At 58.7% G+C, this 13,619-nt stretch carries 12 protein-coding genes; 3 read left to right on the plus strand and 9 right to left on the minus strand.

All coding sequences use genetic code 11. The features are described from left to right. Window positions 1-80: 80 nt before the first annotated feature. Window positions 81-1,190 (minus strand): iron-sulfur cluster carrier protein ApbC, encoded by a 1,110-nt coding sequence (gene apbC / locus F0320_RS14455; protein ID WP_029740176.1) that lies wholly within the window; start codon window positions 1,188-1,190, stop codon window positions 81-83. A gap of 137 nt (window positions 1,191-1,327) precedes the next feature. Between apbC and metG the strand changes: the two genes are divergently transcribed. After that, window positions 1,328-3,361, plus strand: coding sequence for a methionine--tRNA ligase (gene metG, locus F0320_RS14460; protein WP_032658904.1), 2,034 nt, complete (start codon window positions 1,328-1,330; stop codon window positions 3,359-3,361). Between the two features lie 31 nt (window positions 3,362-3,392). On the opposite strand, the gene F0320_RS14465 is transcribed toward metG, so the two are convergent. Genes F0320_RS14465 through F0320_RS14475 form a run of 3 tightly spaced genes read right to left on the minus strand, consistent with a single transcriptional unit; the run spans window position 3,393 to window position 6,308 of the window. Continuing rightward, window positions 3,393-3,863 carry a DUF1456 family protein gene (locus F0320_RS14465; RefSeq protein WP_047652496.1) on the minus strand — a complete coding sequence of 157 codons (471 nt, stop codon included), beginning with the start codon at window positions 3,861-3,863 and terminating at the stop codon, window positions 3,393-3,395. Window positions 3,864-3,909: 46 nt separating this feature from the next. Then, window positions 3,910-4,629: a two-component system response regulator BtsR gene (btsR, locus tag F0320_RS14470; protein WP_047652497.1), complete on the minus strand. Its 720-nt coding sequence runs from the start codon at window positions 4,627-4,629 to the stop codon at window positions 3,910-3,912. After that, entirely contained in the window at window positions 4,623-6,308 is a 1,686-nt protein-coding gene (locus F0320_RS14475; protein ID WP_126330754.1) for a sensor histidine kinase, read from the minus strand. The genes btsR and F0320_RS14475 overlap by 7 nt, the downstream gene beginning before the upstream one ends. Window positions 6,309-6,525: 217 nt before the next feature. On the opposite strand from F0320_RS14475, the gene mlrA reads away from it, so the two are divergent. Together mlrA and F0320_RS14485 are read left to right on the plus strand one after the other, a co-directional pair. After that, entirely contained in the window at window positions 6,526-7,266 is a 741-nt protein-coding gene (gene mlrA / locus F0320_RS14480) for an HTH-type transcriptional regulator MlrA (RefSeq protein ID WP_126330756.1), read from the plus strand. Window positions 7,267-7,335: 69 nt separating this feature from the next. Further along, entirely contained in the window at window positions 7,336-7,449 is a 114-nt protein-coding gene (locus tag F0320_RS14485; RefSeq protein WP_008500895.1) for a protein YohO, read from the plus strand. Here the strand turns inward: F0320_RS14485 and F0320_RS14490 are convergent. From F0320_RS14490 to bglX, 5 genes are all read right to left on the minus strand, one after another. Continuing rightward, window positions 7,424-8,161 (minus strand): ABC transporter permease, encoded by a 738-nt coding sequence (locus F0320_RS14490; RefSeq protein ID WP_126330758.1) that lies wholly within the window; start codon window positions 8,159-8,161, stop codon window positions 7,424-7,426. The two genes, F0320_RS14485 and F0320_RS14490, sit on opposite strands and share 26 nt — an antisense overlap. Further along, window positions 8,145-9,095, minus strand: a complete 951-nt coding sequence (locus tag F0320_RS14495) for an ABC transporter ATP-binding protein (protein ID WP_039263145.1) — start codon at window positions 9,093-9,095, stop codon at window positions 8,145-8,147. The genes F0320_RS14490 and F0320_RS14495 overlap by 17 nt, the downstream gene beginning before the upstream one ends. Beyond that, a complete protein-coding gene (locus tag F0320_RS14500; protein WP_126330760.1) occupies window positions 9,088-10,245 on the minus strand; it encodes an ABC transporter permease in 1,158 nt (385 codons plus the stop codon). Before F0320_RS14500 ends, F0320_RS14495 begins: the two co-directional genes overlap by 8 nt. A 12-nt stretch (window positions 10,246-10,257) precedes the next feature. Continuing rightward, window positions 10,258-11,175, minus strand: a complete 918-nt coding sequence (gene osmF, locus F0320_RS14505) for a glycine betaine ABC transporter substrate-binding protein OsmF (RefSeq protein ID WP_126330762.1) — start codon at window positions 11,173-11,175, stop codon at window positions 10,258-10,260. A 145-nt stretch (window positions 11,176-11,320) separates the two neighbouring features. Further along, window positions 11,321-13,618, minus strand: a complete 2,298-nt coding sequence (gene bglX / locus F0320_RS14510) for a beta-glucosidase BglX (RefSeq protein WP_126330764.1) — start codon at window positions 13,616-13,618, stop codon at window positions 11,321-11,323. Window position 13,619: the final 1 nt, after the last annotated feature.

The raw sequence follows: 13,619 nt of genomic DNA on the forward strand, positions 1-13,619 counted from the left end.
TTCGCTTACCTGACCTGGAAACCCAAACTTCATAGGCCGGGTAAGGCGAAGCCGCCACCCGGCACTGAAGCACAGAGGAATTACACCGCGCGGAACGCGATTTCCCCCGGGATGATTTCGCCCTGCCAGTAGAGCTGCGCCGCAACGCGTCCTGCCAGCTGGCGATACATTTCCGCGAACTCGCTGTCCGGACGGCTGACCACCGTCGGCTTTCCGCTATCCAGATCTTCACGCAGGGTAATGTGCAGCGGCATCTGCCCCAGCAGCTGAGTGTGATACTTCGCGGCCAGTTTTTCTGCACCACCCGTACCGAAGATAGGTTCGTGGTGACCGCAGTTGCTGCAGATGTGCATGCTCATGTTCTCGACGATACCGAGCACCGGCACTTCCACCTTCTCGAACATCACGATGCCTTTTTTGGCGTCGATCAGCGCGATATCCTGCGGCGTAGTCACGACGACCGCCCCCGTGACCGGAATGTTCTGCGCCAGCGTCAGCTGAATGTCACCGGTGCCCGGCGGCATGTCCAGCACCAGATAATCCAGATCAGGCCACATCGTCTCCTGCAGCATCTGCAGCAGCGCTTTGCTGGCCATCGGGCCGCGCCAGACCATGGCGTTATCGTCAGTCACCAGGTAACCGATAGAGTTGGTCGCCAGACCGTGCGCCATAATTGGCGCCATGTGGGTCCCGTCCGGCGAGGTTGGGCGCTGGTTTTCCGCGCCCAGCATGTTCGGAATAGACGGACCGTAGATATCCGCATCCAGAATGCCGACCTTTGCCCCTTCCGCTGCCAGCGCGAGCGCCAGGTTAACGGCGGTAGAGGATTTCCCTACCCCGCCCTTGCCCGAGCTGACGGCAATGATATTTTTCACGCCGTTCACGCCAGGCTGGTTTTTCACGCGTTTCAGCGTGGCGATGCTGTGGCTCAGCTTCCAGTCAATCGCCTTCGCGCCGGTGATGCGCAGCAGTTCAGAGCTGGTTTGCTCCTTCAGCGCGTCAAAGGCGCTGGTCCAGACGAACGGCATCTGCAGCTCAATGTGCAGGGTATCGTCCAGCCAGGCAACGTGGTGTAACGCTTTCAGCGTAGTGAGATTGTGCTTCAGGGTTGGATGCTGAAAGTTAGCCAGCGTCCCGGCGACCATTGCTCGTAAGGCTTCCGGTGATTTGGCCTGGGATTGAGAACTCATCCCGACTCCTTTGTTCTTGTGAATAAGACCTTAGATGGACAAGTTTACCTGAAAGGCCGTGGTTTGTGCTTACTTAATAATGCCCCTTTTGGTAATATCAAAAACCCTTTTCACAGTTAAAAGAAGTAATGCCTACTATGACTCAAGTCGCGAAGAAAATTCTGGTAACGTGCGCACTGCCGTACGCCAACGGCTCAATCCACCTCGGCCACATGCTGGAGCATATCCAGGCTGATGTCTGGGTCCGTTACCAGCGAATGCGCGGCCACGAGGTTAACTTCATCTGTGCGGACGATGCTCACGGCACGCCGATCATGCTGAAAGCGCAGCAGCTGGGGATCTCCCCGGAGCAGATGATTGCCGAAATGAGTCAGGAGCATCAGACCGATTTTGCTGGCTTTGACATCAGCTATGACAACTATCACTCCACGCACAGCGACGAAAACCGCGAGCTGTCGGAGCTGATCTACACCCGTCTGAAAGAGAACGGTTTTATCAAAAACCGCACCATCTCTCAGCTGTACGATCCGGAAAAAGGCATGTTCCTGCCGGACCGTTTCGTCAAAGGCACCTGCCCGAAATGTAAATCCCCGGACCAGTACGGCGATAACTGCGAAGTGTGCGGCGCGACCTACAGCCCGACCGAGCTTATCGAGCCGAAATCCGTGGTTTCCGGCGCCACGCCTGTGATGCGTGACTCCGAGCACTTCTTCTTCGACCTGCCGTCCTTCAGCGAAATGCTGCAGGCGTGGACCCGCAGCGGCGCGCTGCAGGAACAGGTGGCGAACAAAATGCAGGAGTGGTTCGAATCCGGCCTGCAGCAGTGGGATATCTCCCGCGATGCGCCGTACTTCGGCTTTGAAATCCCGAACGCGCCGGGCAAATACTTCTACGTCTGGCTGGACGCGCCAATCGGCTACATGGGCTCCTTCAAGAACCTGTGCGACAAGCGTGGCGACACCGTCAGCTTCGACGAATACTGGAAGAAAGATTCCACTGCCGAGCTGTATCACTTCATCGGTAAAGACATCGTTTACTTCCACAGCCTGTTCTGGCCGGCAATGCTGGAAGGCAGCAACTTCCGCAAGCCAACCAACCTGTTTGTTCACGGCTACGTGACGGTGAACGGCGCGAAGATGTCCAAGTCCCGCGGGACGTTCATTAAGGCCAGCACCTGGCTGAACCACTTCGACGCGGACAGCCTGCGCTACTACTACACCGCGAAGCTCTCTTCCCGCATCGACGATATCGATCTGAACCTGGAAGATTTCGTGCAGCGCGTGAACGCGGACATCGTCAACAAGGTGGTGAACCTCGCCTCCCGTAACGCGGGCTTTATCGCTAAGCGTTTTGACGGCGTGATGGCGGCTGAACTGGCTGACCCAGCCCTGTACAAAACCTTTACCGACGCGGCAGCCACCATTGGCGACGCGTGGGAAACCCGTGAGTTCGGTAAAGCCGTGCGCGAAATCATGGCTCTGGCCGACCTGGCGAACCGCTATGTGGACGAACAGGCACCGTGGGTTGTAGCGAAACAGGAAGGTCGCGATGCCGATCTGCAGGCCATCTGCTCCATGGGCATCAACCTGTTCCGCGTGCTGATGACGTACCTGAAGCCGGTTCTGCCGCAGCTGGCTGCCCGCGCTGAAGCGTTCCTGAACACCGAACTGACCTGGGATGCCATGGCGCAGCCGCTGCTCGGCCACAAGGTGAACACCTTTAAAGCGCTGTACAACCGCATCGAGATGAAGCAGGTTGAAGCCCTTGTGGAAGCGTCTAAAGAAGAGGTGAAGGCGGCTGCGGCACCGGTCACCGGCCCGCTGGCAGACGATCCGATTCAGGAAACCATTACCTTTGACGATTTCGCCAAAGTCGACCTGCGCGTGGCGCTGATCGAAAACGCGGAATTCGTGGAAGGTTCTGACAAGCTGCTGCGCCTGACGCTGGATCTGGGCGGCGAGAAGCGTAACGTCTTCTCCGGCATCCGTTCTGCGTATCCGGACCCGCAGGTGCTGATCGGCCGTCAGACCGTGATGGTGGCGAACCTGGCGCCGCGCAAAATGCGCTTCGGCATCTCCGAGGGGATGGTGATGGCCGCAGGCCCTGGCGGGAAAGATATCTTCCTGTTAAGCCCTGACGAAGGCGCGAAGCCTGGCCAGCAGGTGAAATAACAAAAAAGCCGGAGATAATCTCCGGCTTTTTTTATGGTTTCGGGTGATGCACCCGGTGGGTCAGCCCGCGCAGGAAATTACGCAGAAACTGATCGCCGCACTCACGGTAGTTTTTATGATCCGGCGCGCGCATCATGGCGGTCACTTCCGGCACGGATACGCGGTATTTTTGCTCCGTCATGATCGCCACAATATCGTCCGTTTTCAGCGAAAACGCGATACGCAGCTTTTTCAGCACCGTGTTGTTGTTCACCCGACGCTCCAGCGCCAGCTCAGGCGCGGAGGGATCCTTGCCACGCTTATCGTAAATCAGGCCATTAAGGAAACCCGACAGAATGATGTCAGGGCAGCGGACAAAGCCCTCTTCGTCTTCTTTGGTCATCCACGTGTCAAAACTCGCAGACGTGGATTCCATGTCGGACAGCGCAAGAATGCGCACCATGTCGTTATTGTTCGCTTTCAGGGTGTAGCGCAGGCTACGAAGAATATCGTTACTTAGCATAGAGCCTTCGAATGTCGATGATGCAATGGCGCGCAGTGTACCAGCTTTACAGGCCAATCGCCTCTTTCAAACTCTTGAGATAGCGACGGCTGACGGGTACCGTTTGCCCGGCACGCAGCACCAGCTCGGCCTGGCCGTTATCTTCCAGGCGGATCTCCTTCAGGTGCGCCATATTTACAAGATACTGGCGGTGGCAGCGGAGCAGAGGCGTGCGACTCTCCAGCGTGCGCAGGGTAAGCTCGGTAAACCCTTCGTTCCCTTCCGCGCTGGTGACAAACACCCCGCTCAGTCGGCTGCTGACGAACGCCACATCATCCATCTGCAGCAGATAGATCCGGCTGTGTCCGGTACAGGGGATAAACTTCAGCGGCTGCTGGTTCTCCGGCAGCAGCGTGACGTCCTGCACGGTGCGCTCCTGGCGTAAACGAGTGAGCGTTTTTTCCAGACGCTTCTCTTCAATCGGCTTGAGTAAATAGTCAAACGCGTGCTCCTCAAAGGCCTTAACGGCGTATTCATCAAACGCCGTCAGAAACACGATGTACGGGCGATGCTCCGGGTCAAGCATACCGACCATCTCCAGCCCGCTGATGCGGGGCATCTGAATATCGAGAAACAGCACGTCCGGGCGCAGCTTGTGCACCGCGCCGATGGCCTCAATCGCGTTCGCACACTCTCCCACAATCTCAATATCCGGCTGCTCCTGCAGCAGAACGCGCAGGTTTTCCCGTGCCAGCGGCTCGTCATCCACAATCAGCACTCTTAACATGCGTTTTCCTCCAGCGGCAGTCGTACGGTAATACGGGTAAATTGGTCGGGCTCGCAGGCGACGGTAATGCCGCAATCGTCGCCAAAATGGGCGTGCAGGCGTTTATCCACCAGGCTCATACCTAAACCGCCGGAGGCGGAAGGCTGGTAAAGACCGGCGTTATCTTCAATATCCAGCACCAGATGGTGGTTGAAACGGCTGGCGGCAATGGTTATCTCCCCCGTTCCCAGCAGCTGTGATGTACCGTGCTTGATGGCGTTTTCCACAATAGGCTGCAGGGTAAAGGCCGGGAGATGCTGATACGCCAGCTCGTCCGGAACGGAGAGCGACACCTGCAGGCGCGACTGGAAACGCGCCTGCTCAATCTGCAGATAGGCATTCACGTGCTCAATCTCATCGGCGAGGGTCACGATCTCTGAAGGCCGTTTCAGGTTCTTGCGGAAAAAGGTCGACAGAAATTGCACCAGCTGCGCGGCCTGATCGCTGTCGCGGCGGATCACCGCTTTAAGCGTATTGAGGGCGTTGAACAGGAAATGCGGATTGACCTGGGCATGCAGCAGTTTGATCTCAGACTGCGTCAGCAGGGCTTTCTGCCGCTCATACTGCCCGGCAAGGATTTGCGCGGACAGCAGCTGGGCGATCCCCTCCCCCAGCGTGCGGTTGATCGAGCTGAACAGACGGTTTTTGGCCTCATACAGCTTGATGGTTCCCATCACCCGCTGATTTTCCCCGCGCAGCGGAATCACCAGCGTGGAGCCCAGCTTGCACTGCGGATGCAGCGAACAGCGGTAAGGCACTTCGTTACCGTCGGCGTACACCACCTCACCGGTTTCGATGGCGCGCAGCGTATAGGCTGAGGAGATGGGTTTACCCGGCAGATGGTGATCGTCCCCGGTTCCGGTAAAGGCCAGCAGCCGCTCGCGGTCGGTGATGGCCACCGCGCCGATATCCAGCTCCTTGTAGAGCACCTGCGCGACCTTCATGCTGTTCTCTTCGTTAAAGCCCTGGCGCAGGATCCCTTCGGTCGAGGCGGCGACCTTCAGCGCCGTGGCGGAAAAAGCCGAGGTGTACTTTTCGAACATGGCGCGCTTGTCGAGCAGGATGCGCATAAACAGCGCTGCCCCCACGGTGTTGGTCACCATCATCGGGGCGGCAATGCTGCTGACCAGGTGCAGCGCATCGTCAAACGGACGGGCAATCAGCAGAATGATCGCCATCTGCGCCATTTCGGCCACAAAGGTAATGGCACCGGCGGTAAGCGGGCTAAAGACTTTATCAGGGCGGCCGCGTTTGATCATATAGCTGTGCACCAGCCCGCCGAGCAGCCCTTCCACGATCGTCGAGATCATGCAGCTGAGCGCCGTCATCCCTCCCATGGAATAGCGATGCAGCCCCCCGGTTAAGCCGACAAGGCCACCGACGACGGGACCGCCCAGCAGCCCGCCCATCACCGCGCCAATCGCGCGCGTATTGGCAATAGAGTCTTCGATATGGAGACCAAAATAAGTCCCCATGATGCAGAAAATAGAGAAGGTGACGTAGCAGAGCAGCTTATGCGGCAGACGTACGGTGACCTGCATCAGCGGGATAAACAGGCGAGTTTTGCTCATCAGCCAGGCAATGACCAGAAACACGCACATCTGCTGAAGCAACAGCAGCACCAGATTAAACTCGTACATACTCAAAACCGCACACGCTAAAAACGCGTAACATACACGGATGTGGGTTTACTTTCTTTGAAGCATCCCAAAAAAGCGCAAAATCGTGTCCGTTATCACACATTTTTCTAAATATCGCGCATGCTTCGCATTGCTTGTTCAAAAATCAATCAATTCTTCCTAGTTCGCCAAAGTGGGTCTACAGTTAAGCTGGGAACGCGTAAGCCAGGGGGCGAATATGGCGCTTTACACGATAGGTGAAGTGGCACTCCTTTGTGATATCAATCCCGTTACCCTACGGGCTTGGCAGCGACGGTATGGATTGCTTAAACCGCAAAGGACCGACGGTGGGCATCGCCTCTTTAATGAGGCCGATATCGACCGTATCCGCGAAATAAAAAGCTGGATCGACAACGGAGTGCAGGTCGGGAAAGTGAAATCCCTGTTGAGCCACGACGATCCTGACACGCAGCACCTCTGGCGCGAACAGCAGGAAACCCTGCTTCGGCTTCTGCAGGCGGGCAACCTGCAGCGCCTGCGCGCATGGATAAAAGAGCAGGGCCGCGACTATCCGGCACAGACGCTGATCTCCCATCTTTTCATTCCGCTCCGTCGACGCCTGCAGTGCCAGCAGTCCACCCTGCAGGCGCTGCTCAGCCTGCTCGACGGGGTGCTGATCAACTACATTGCCGTCTGCCTTGCCTCGGCGAAGAACAAAGCCGGAAAAGATGCGCTGGTGGTCGGCTGGAACGTGCACGATACCACCCGCCTGTGGCTGGAAGCGTGGATTGCGACCCAGAAGGGCTGGCGCGTGGATGTCCTGGCGCATTCCCTGGCGCAGCTCAGACCTGAGTTTTTCGACGGTCAGACCCTGCTGGTCTGGTGTGGGGAAGTGCCCTCCGCCACGCAGCAGCAGCTGCTGACACAATGGCGAGAGAATGGTTACCCGGTATATTCCCTTGGCCCGGATGAGCCATAACGGCATTTAATGGTTCATTAACAGCTGCGCTTCACCGTATAATTGTTCCGTTAACAACAGGAGCACATGATGAAGGCAACCAAACTGGCCATTATTACCCTTTTTGTCCTGATGGCCGTGAGCGGTATCGGCGGCGTGATGCTGGCAGGATACTCGTTTATTGTTCGCGGCGGTGTCGGCTGAGGTACAGCGCCAGCCGCTCAAAAAGGCGATCGACGACGATTGCCGCCAGCGCGACCAGCACCGCCCCCTGCACGATATAAGCCGTATTAAACCCGCTCAGGCCGATAATAATCGGCGTTCCCAGCGTATTGGCACCGACCGTAGACGCAATGGTCGCCGTCCCGATGTTGATAATCACCGATGTGCGGATCCCGGCAATGATAACCGGCGCCGCAAGCGGGAGTTCAACCTTGCGCAGCCGCTGGCCGCGACTCATCCCCATCCCTTCTGCCACACTCAGCACTGACGCCGGTACCGCCGCGAGGCCCGCCAGCGTGCCCTGCAGTACCGGCAATACGCCGTATAAAATCAGCGCAATAATGGCGGGCTGCTGACCAAAGCCCATCACTGGAACCGCTATCGCCAGCACAGCCACCGGGGGAAACGTCTGGCCAATCGCCGCTATCGTCTCCACCAGCGGACGAAATTCTTTGCCCGCAGGCCGCGTGACCGCGATGCCTGCTCCAACCCCCAATACAACCGCGATGACGCTTGAGAGCGCCACCAGCCAGAGATGCGCCAGGGCGAGATTAATAAAGCTCTCCTGCTGATAAACCGGCCGCGGCAGCCCCGGGAAAAGGACGTTAAACAGCGCCGCGCTGTGGGGCATCAGAAACAGTAAGGCGACAAACAGCGCTACCAGCCAGAGGAGCGGATCACGCAGTGCCTTCACGCGTCACCTCCCCGGCCAGCAGATCGCGAAAATGTAAGGTTCCGCACGGCGTACCGCGCGAGTCAGAGACAGGCAATACCTCGCACTGGCGCGCGACAAACGCCGAGAGGGCATCCCGCAGGCTCATCTGCGCCTGCAGCGGTTCGCCGCTCACCGGTACCTCCTCCCGACGCATATAGTCGCTGACCGTCCGCAGGGAGAGCAGCCTCACGCCCAGCTCGCTGCGGCCGAAAAACTCGCGCACAAAGTCGTTCTTCGGCCATGTTAATAGCTCAAGCGGCGAGCCCTGCTGCACCACTTCGCCATGATCCATCAGCACCAGATGGTCGGCCAGGCGCAGAGCTTCATCAATATCGTGCGTCACGAGAACGATCGTGCGCCCGAGAATGCGGTGAATGCGGGTCATTTCCGCCTGCAGGGCCCCGCGAGTGACCGGATCCAGCGCGCCGAAGGGTTCATCCATCAGCAGTACCTGCGGGTTAGCGGCCAGCGCGCGCGCCACGCCCACGCGCTGCTGCTGGCCTCCGGAGAGCTGGTGCGGATAGCGATCGCGCAGCGCGGGCTCTAACCCCAGCAGCGACATCAGCTCATCCACCCGGTCAGCGATTTTTGCTCGCGACCATTTCTCCAGCTGCAGCACGGTGGCGATGTTCTGCGCCACCGTCCAGTGCGGAAACAGGCCGATAGACTGAATGGCATAGCCCATCCGCCGACGCAGCTCCAGCACCGGCAAGCTGCGGATCTCTTCCCCGGCAAAGCGAATCAGCCCGCTGTCATGCTCAACCAGACGGTTGATCATCTTCAGCGTGGTGGACTTGCCCGACCCAGAGGTGCCAATCAGCACGGAAAACGCCCCCTCGGCAAAGTTCAGGTTCAGGTGGCTCGCCGCCGGGCGACCGGCAAAGGTTTTACTGACATCATGAAATTCAATCATTGGCTCTTCTCCTGAGCAGCGCGAGCCATAAGGCAAACAGCGCGTCGACGACAACCGCCAGCGCAATCGTGGGCACCACGCCCAGTAACACCAGATCGAGGGCACTGCTGAGCAGCCCCTGGAACACCAGCGCGCCAAAGCCTCCCGCGCCAATCAGCGCCGCAATCACCGCCATGCCGACGGTTTGGACCGCCACCACCCGCAGGCTGCGCAGCAGCAGGGGCAGCGCCAGCGGCAGCTGAATTTTCCAGAAACACTGCCGCGCGCTCATCCCCATCGCATGGGCGCTTTCAAGCACATTCGGCGCGACCTGACTCAGCCCCGCGACCACGCCGCGCACCAGCGGCAGCAGCGCATACAGCACCAGCGCGTTAAGCGCGGGCGTTAACCCCGTTCCGGCTATGCCGAGCGTTCCCAGCACCGGAAACGACTTCACCAGCCCGGCCAGCGGGGCAATCAGCAGGCCAAACAGCGCGACGGAGGGAATGGTCTGGATAATGTTGAGGACGGTAAAAACCCCACCCTGGCGTGAAGGATGGCGATAGCACCACATGCCGAGCGGTATCCCGACCAGCAGAGCCGGGATCAGGGTGCCAAAAAGGATCGTCAGGTGTTGCGCCAGGGCATCATCAAACACCTCCTGACGGTTGGCGTACTCTTTCAGAAGCGAGAGATTGTTCAGCTCACCGCTGAACAGCAAGAACAAGGGAATACACCATATCTGCGCGTTGAGCACCCAGCGCCAGACGGCGCTGGAGATAAGTCGACGAATGGCATCGCTGCTGGCCAGCAGACACAGCGCCAGCCACAGCCAGAGGCCGCTGCCTATTGTGGTTCTCGCCAGCGGACTTTCCGCCGACGCCATATGCGTCGCCGCCAGCCCGGCGCTCCAGAACAGGATGATAAACAGCCCTTCAGCGAGGAGCAGCGTCAGCCACTGCGCCGTGCGTCCCTGCCAGAGCGAAAGCGCAACCCACGCGCCCAGCGACGCCACAAGCCATCCCGGCGTAAAGGACCAGACCTGCCAGAGCGCTTTGCCCTCCCCCGACATCAAGCGGTTTGGGGCAACGTTGACAAACGGTAATGCGACCGCCGCGATGGCCACGCAGGCCAACAGCAGCAGGACGCGGTTATGACATTTTATTGGCACAGCCCTTTCCCGTTACTTCACAAGCCCTTGTTGTTTCAGGAAGTCGGCGGCCACTTTTTTGGCATCCAGCCCCTCGACGGCAATGCTGGCATTCAGCTGCTGCAGCGTTTTTTCATCCAGTTTTTCGAAGACCGGTTTGAGCCAGTCGGCAATCTCCGGATAGGCTTTCAGCACCGCCTCACGCACGACCGGGGTCGGGGCGTAAATCGGCTGTACGCCTTTAGGATCGGTCAGGGTTTGCAGGCCGAGCGCCGCCACCGGACCGTCGGTGCCGTAGGCCATTGCCGCGTTAACGCCGGAAGTTTGCTGCGCCGCCGCTTTGATGGTTACCGCCGTATCCCCGCCCGCCAGCGAGAGCAGCTGCGCCTGTTCGAGCTTGAAGTCGTAGGCTTTTTCGAACGCCGGGAGCGCGTCAGGACGCTCGATAAACTCCGCGGATGCAGCAAGCTTAAAGTCGCCCTTCTCTTTCAGATAGCGGCTAAGATCCGCCAGAGACGTCAGCTTACCTTTCTCCGCCACGTCCTTGCGCACGGCGATAGTCCAGGTATTGTTGGCCGGGGCCGGCGTCAGCCAGACAAGCTTGTTCTGTTCCGCGTCGAGTTTTTTGACTTTCTCATACCCGGCTTTGGCGTTTTTCCATGCCGGATCGTTTTCATCTTTGAAGAAGAATGCCCCGTTGCCGGTGTATTCCGGATAGATATCCAGCTCGCCGGAGGTGATCGCCCCGCGCACGACGGGCGTGGTGCCCAGCTGAACTTTATTGACGGTTTTCACGCCGTGGCTTTCAAGCACCTGCAAAATAATATTGCCGAGCAGGGCGCCTTCGGTATCGATCTTTGAGCCCACTTTTACCGGCTCCGCCGCCTGTAGCGGCAGGCTTAGCGCTGCGAGTAGCGCCGCAGAAGCTACCATCCCCGTTTTAATCGTCATTCCGCTGTCCTCATTTTTTTATCGCCTTTTTCAGAGGCTTGAGAGAAAAGCGTAGCTTAAAACGGCGGATTTACCCGGCAAAATGCCTTTTTAGCATAAGGTAAGACGCATCCCCCGGAAACCGGGGGATGCAAAGGAAGGAAGGTTACAGCAGCTCGAACTCGCCTTTATTCACGCGGGCGGAGTCCACGCCGATAAAGACGTTAAACTTGCCTGGCTCCGCATCGTATTTCATCTGCTGGTTCCAGAACTTCAGCGCGTCCACGTCAATCGGGAAGCTGATGGTTTGGGTTTCGCCAGGCTTCAGATTGACCTTCTCGAAGCCGCGCAGCTGCTTAACAGGACGGCTCATCGAGGCGGTGACATCCTGCACGTACATCTGAATCACCGTTGCCCCTTCGCGCTTGCCGGTGTTGGTCACCTCGACGCTGGCGGTAACTTTGCCGTCACGCTTCAGGGTCGGCGCCGACATTTTCACGTCAGAAACCTTGAAGGTGGTGTAGCTCAGACCGTAACCAAACGGATACAGCGGGCCATTAGCTTCGTCGAAGTAACGGGATGTGTACTTGTTCGGCTTGTCGGCGTTGTACGGGCGACCGGTGTTCAGGTGGCTGTAGTACACCGGGATCTGCCCGACGGAGCGCGGGAAGGACATCGGCAGCTTGCCCGACGGGTTGTAATCACCAAACAGCACGTCGGCGATGGCGTTACCGCCTTCGGTACCGGCAAACCAGGTTTCCAGAATGGCGTCAGCCTGCTGGTCCTCTTTCACCAGCGCCAGCGGACGCCCGTTCATCAGCACCAGCACAAGCGGCTTGCCGGTGGCTTTCAGGGCAGCGATCAGATCGCGCTGGCTCTGTGGGATGGTGATGTCGGTACGGCTGGAGGCCTCGTGCGCCATACCCTGCGCTTCGCCCACGACCGCGACAACCACATCAGACTGTTTCGCGGTATTCACCGCCTCGTCGATCATCTCCTTCGGCGTGCGCGGATCGACCTTCACCGCCTCCTCGTACTGGTTGAGGAAGGTGACGATGTCTTTATCGTTGGTGACGTTCGCCCCTTTGGCGTACACCACTTTCGCGTTATCACCCACGGCACTCTTAATCCCGGTCAGCACGGTCACGGACTGATCGGCCACGCCTGCGGCAGACCAGCTGCCCATCACGTCGCGCTTGCTGTCGGCCAGCGGGCCCACTACGGCAATGGTGCCGGATTTTTTCAGCGGCAGCGTGTCGAGGCGGTTTTTCAGCAGCACCAGGCTTTCGCGCGCCACGTCACGCGCTTCTTTGCGGTGCAGGCGGCTTTCGGCGTTGGTGTCTGCCGGGTCAGAGTCTTTCGGACCCAGGTGGCTGTACGGATCGTTAAACAGACCCATGTCATATTTCACGTTCAGCACGTGGCGCGCGGCATCGTCCAGCTCCGCCATCGTGACCTTGCCGCTCTTCACCAGACCCGGCAGGTATTTGCTGTAGTACTCGTCGCTCATGCTCATGTTGATGCCAGACTTGAGCGCCACGCGCACGGCGTCTTCCGGGTCGGACGCCGTGCCGTGTTTGATCAGCTCTTTAATCGCACCGTGGTCGGAAACGGTGATGCCCTTAAAGCCCCACTGGTCGCGCAGGACGTCTTTCAGCAGCCAGGAGTCGGACGTTGCAGGCGTGCCGTTCAGCGAGTTCAGCGCCACCATCACCGCGCCGCTGCCCGCGTCCAGACCAGCCTTGTACGGCGGCATGTAGTCGTTGAACAGGCGCTGCGGGCTCATGTCCACGGTGTTGTACTCTTTCCCGCCTTCAACCGCGCCGTAGGCCGCGAAGTGTTTGACGCTGGTCATCACCGAGTAGCGGTCCGCCGGGCTTTTGCCCTGCATCGCTTCCACCATGGTTTTACCCATCGTGGAGGTTAAATACGTATCCTCACCAAAGCCTTCCGAACCGCGGCCCCAGCGCGGGTCGCGCGAGACGTCCACCATTGGCGCCCAGGTCATGTTCAGGCCGTCGTCCGCCGCTTCATAAGCCGACACGCGCCCGACGGTTTTCACCGCGTCGAGGTTAAAGGAAGAGGCTAAGCCGAGGCTAATCGGGAAGACGGTACGCTGCCCGTGCACTACGTCATAGGCGAAGAACAGCGGAATTTTCAGGCGGCTGAGATCCATCACCTGATCCTGCATCTTGCGGATATCCTGGCGGGTGACGGTATTAAAGATGGCCCCTACCTGCCCGTCTTTGATCATCTCGCGGATGGCCTCTTTCGGGTTATCCGGGCCGACGCTGATAAGGCGCAGCTGGCCGATTTTCTCATCGACCGTCATTTTCTTGAGCAATTCCGTGACAAACGCGTCCCGCGCTTCAGGCGTGAGCGGGTGATTACCAAACAAATCCTCTGCCAGCGCAGGTTGCAGCGCCAGGCTGACGGCGACACCTACAGAACATAGCCATTTCATG

It is taken from the genome of Enterobacter dykesii (assembly GCF_008364625.2).
In the GTDB taxonomy this organism is placed as follows: domain Bacteria; phylum Pseudomonadota; class Gammaproteobacteria; order Enterobacterales; family Enterobacteriaceae; genus Enterobacter; species Enterobacter dykesii.

Bases quoted from the DNA above. Each gene is read 5' to 3' on its own strand.
- F0320_RS14495 (WP_039263145.1), bottom strand. From the start codon at position 9,095: ATGATTGAATTTCATGATGTCAGTAAAACCTTTGCCGGTCGCCCGGCG.
- osmF (WP_126330762.1), bottom strand. From the start codon at position 11,175: ATGACGATTAAAACGGGGATGGTAGCTTCTGCGGCGCTACTCGCAGCG.
- btsR (WP_047652497.1), bottom strand. From the start codon at position 4,629: ATGTTAAGAGTGCTGATTGTGGATGACGAGCCGCTGGCACGGGAAAAC.
- apbC (WP_029740176.1), bottom strand. From the start codon at position 1,190: ATGAGTTCTCAATCCCAGGCCAAATCACCGGAAGCCTTACGAGCAATG.
- metG (WP_032658904.1), top strand. From the start codon at position 1,328: ATGACTCAAGTCGCGAAGAAAATTCTGGTAACGTGCGCACTGCCGTAC.
- mlrA (WP_126330756.1), top strand. From the start codon at position 6,526: ATGGCGCTTTACACGATAGGTGAAGTGGCACTCCTTTGTGATATCAAT.
- bglX (WP_126330764.1), bottom strand. From the start codon at position 13,618: ATGAAATGGCTATGTTCTGTAGGTGTCGCCGTCAGCCTGGCGCTGCAA.
- F0320_RS14485 (WP_008500895.1), top strand. From the start codon at position 7,336: ATGAAGGCAACCAAACTGGCCATTATTACCCTTTTTGTCCTGATGGCC.
- F0320_RS14465 (WP_047652496.1), bottom strand. From the start codon at position 3,863: ATGCTAAGTAACGATATTCTTCGTAGCCTGCGCTACACCCTGAAAGCG.
- F0320_RS14475 (WP_126330754.1), bottom strand. From the start codon at position 6,308: ATGTACGAGTTTAATCTGGTGCTGCTGTTGCTTCAGCAGATGTGCGTG.